Here is a 2792-nt window from a genome sequence, read left to right on the forward strand (position 1 = left end):
CCGTCGGCGTCGCGGCGGACGAGGTCGCCGGAGTGGAACCAGCCGCCGTGGAAGGCTTCGGCGGTGGCTGTCTCGTTGTTCCAGTAGCGGTCCATGACGCAGGGTCCGCGGTAGACGATCTCGCCGACCTCGTCGACGCCGACGTCGTTCATCTGAGGGTCGACCACCCGGATCGCAGTGTCGTCGGTGGGCTTGCCCACGGACCCGATCCGCACGAGCGAATCCTTGAACTCGAGACCCACCCCGTAGCCCGTCGTCTCGGTCTGGCCGAAGGCGGCCTTGACCTCGGCGCCGGGCAGGGCGCCCTTCATCCGCTCGAGGAGCTTCTCGCTCGCCGGGGCCCCGCCCCAGTTCGCATGGGTGATCGCCAGTCCCTCGCCGCCGCTGCGCTCGATCTCCTCGCACAGGAGCTGCCACTGCTGCGGGACCATGAACGTCGCGGTGACCGCGAACCGCTTCATCGTCGCCAGCGTCTCCGCCGGGTCGAACCCGGCGCTCGGGATGACGAGAGCGGTCCCGCCGCCGGCGAGCGCACCGTGGCAGCCGAGGAAGGCACCGATGTGGAACAGGGGAGGGGCGAGCATGACGACCCCCTGCCCGCTCTTGATGCCCCAGCGGTTCGCGACCTGGGCGGAGCAGGCGAAGATGTTCCCGTGGGAGAGCACGGCGCCCTTCGGATTGCCCGTGGTGCCCGAGGTGTGCATGATCGCGAAGTCGTCGCCGGACCCGGGAGCGACCAGCTCCGCATCGGCGAGCTCGACCCGCTCGGCGGTCTCGAGCAGGTCGACCGCATCGCAGTCGATGACCTCCGGGCTCGCCGTGGCCGCGGCGACGGCGCCGGCGGCGAGCTCCGCGAGCGACTCCTCGGTGAACAGGAGGTCCGGGGTGACGTTGTCGAGGATGAACGCGACCTCGCCGGAGGACAGGCGGAAGTTGATCGGCACGATGATCGCGCCGATCGCCGAGGCGGCCTGCACGAGGACGAGGAACTCCGGTCGGTTCGTCAGGAGGACCGCGACCCGGTCGCCGCGACCCACGCCGCGTTCGCGCAGGTCCTGGGCGGTGCGGCGGATCTGCGAGGCGAACACCGCCCAGCTCGTGTCCCGGCCGCGGAAGCTCACCGCGATCTCATCGGGCACCTCGTGGGCGTGGCGGAGGATCTTCGCGACCACCGATGCGGAGCGGCTGAAGGACAGGGCGGCCAGGCCTGCAGATGTCATCGTCGACGTCTCCTCATTCAGGATGACCGAGCGTTCGGTCGGTGCCCCTGAATCTAGTGGACGGCGATGTCCCTGTCATCCGTGCGCGCCGGAACGGGGCCGAGGATCGCACGCTGCACGGCCCGCACCGCGCTCGACAGCGGCCACTCGAGGGGCCCGCGCGGTGATGCGAGTCCGCGCCAGGCGAGGGCGAACAGCATCGCGATCCCCACATGGACGAACAGCTCGGTCAGGCCGCCCATCGGTGCGAGCCGGCTGATCTCGAGGAACACGATGTGGCCGGTGTAGACCGTCAAGGGCATCGAGCCGGGGGCGCTGAGCGGGGCGAGCAGCCAGGAGCGCTGCCCCAGTGCGATCGCGGCGAGCGCGCACAGGCCGAGCACCGCGACGGCGACCCCGGAGGTGTGGAACAGGTCGAAGGGGGTGGCCGAGTGAGGGCCGGCGATCGTCAGCCACCACCAGGTGTCGGTGGGCGTCACCCCGTAGGAGCCGGCCTGCAGGGCGTACTCGAGGGAGCCCGGCTCGGGGTCCGGGACCGGGCCGACGGACGCCTCGAGCACGGCCCGTCCGCCGGCGGTGAGGAGGAGGGAGGAGACGGCCTTCGCGAGCAGCGCGGTGCCGAGCCCGATGATCACGGCGGTGCCCGCAGTGCGCACCGAGCGCCAGTCGAGCCGGGCGAGGAACATCCCGAGCAACAGGTAGCCCATCCACGGCAGCACCGGGTAGTAGCCGGTGAGGAGCAGATCGGTGAAGAGGTACTGCGGGGTGAGGAGGTCCCCGGGAGTCGGCACGATGGAGGAGGTCTCGAGCTCGAGGCCGCGGCGCAGCGCCATGCTCAGCACGGGTGCGAGCGCCATCCACAGCGGTGCGAGCAGGCCGAGCGCGAGCGTGGGCAGACGGAGGAAGAGCGGGGCGAGGGCGAACATCACACCGTAGAACACGAGGATGACCGCGATGCTCGAGGTCACCATGCCGAGCAGCAGGCCGACGATCGAGATGAGGAGCCCGCGCAGCATGAGGCCGGCCGCGGCGGCGGCCCACGGGCGGGCACCCGGCCGGGCGAGGACGCGCTGCGTGCTCAGCACCACGGAGAATCCGGCCAGGACGGCGAACAGCGCCGAGGACCGGCCGGCGAACCACACCGCGGGGGTGAATGCGCCCTCGGCGGACACGAAGGTGAGGACGTGGGTGACCATCATGCCGAACAGCGCCAGCCCGCGGGCGGTGTCGATGCCGAGGTTCCGTCCGGCCGGTGCCAGGCGGCGGGCCACTGTCGAGGCGTCGGGCACACGGACTCCTGCGGGTGAGACGGAGGTGCGGATGGTGATGATTGTGCCACAGCGCGCACCGGCCGCCGCCCTGCCGTGCGGTGCGGATGCGGGAACCCGCGAGGCGCTCGGCAGAGTGGTGTCGGACGGGGGACTCAGCCCCCGGCGACGGTGTCGCGGAGCACGGTCTTCTGGATCTTGCCCACCCCGGAGCGGGGGAGGGTGTGGAGGATGCGGATGTCCTTGGGGTGTTTGTAGCTGGCGAGGCGGTCGGTGAGGTAGTCGCGGACGGATGCGAGTGTGG

At 71.2% G+C, this 2792-nt stretch carries 2 protein-coding genes; both read right to left on the reverse strand.

Going from position 1 to position 2792, the window contains the following annotated elements; translation table 11 throughout:
• Positions 1-1220, reverse strand: a 1220-nt coding sequence (locus tag ABD883_RS12010) for an AMP-binding protein (RefSeq protein ID WP_345032380.1), incomplete at its 3' end; no start/stop codon positions are given.
• Positions 1221-1273: 53 nt separating this feature from the next.
• The gene (locus ABD883_RS12015) at positions 1274-2509 is read right to left on the reverse strand and encodes a heparan-alpha-glucosaminide N-acetyltransferase domain-containing protein (RefSeq protein ID WP_345032382.1); all 1236 of its coding nucleotides are present in this window, start codon (positions 2507-2509) and stop codon (positions 1274-1276) included.
• Between the last annotated feature and the right edge of the window lie 283 nt (positions 2510-2792).

Origin of the sequence: Brevibacterium pityocampae (genome assembly GCF_039541555.1) — a bacterium.
Taxonomy (GTDB): domain Bacteria; phylum Actinomycetota; class Actinomycetes; order Actinomycetales; family Brevibacteriaceae; genus Brevibacterium; species Brevibacterium pityocampae.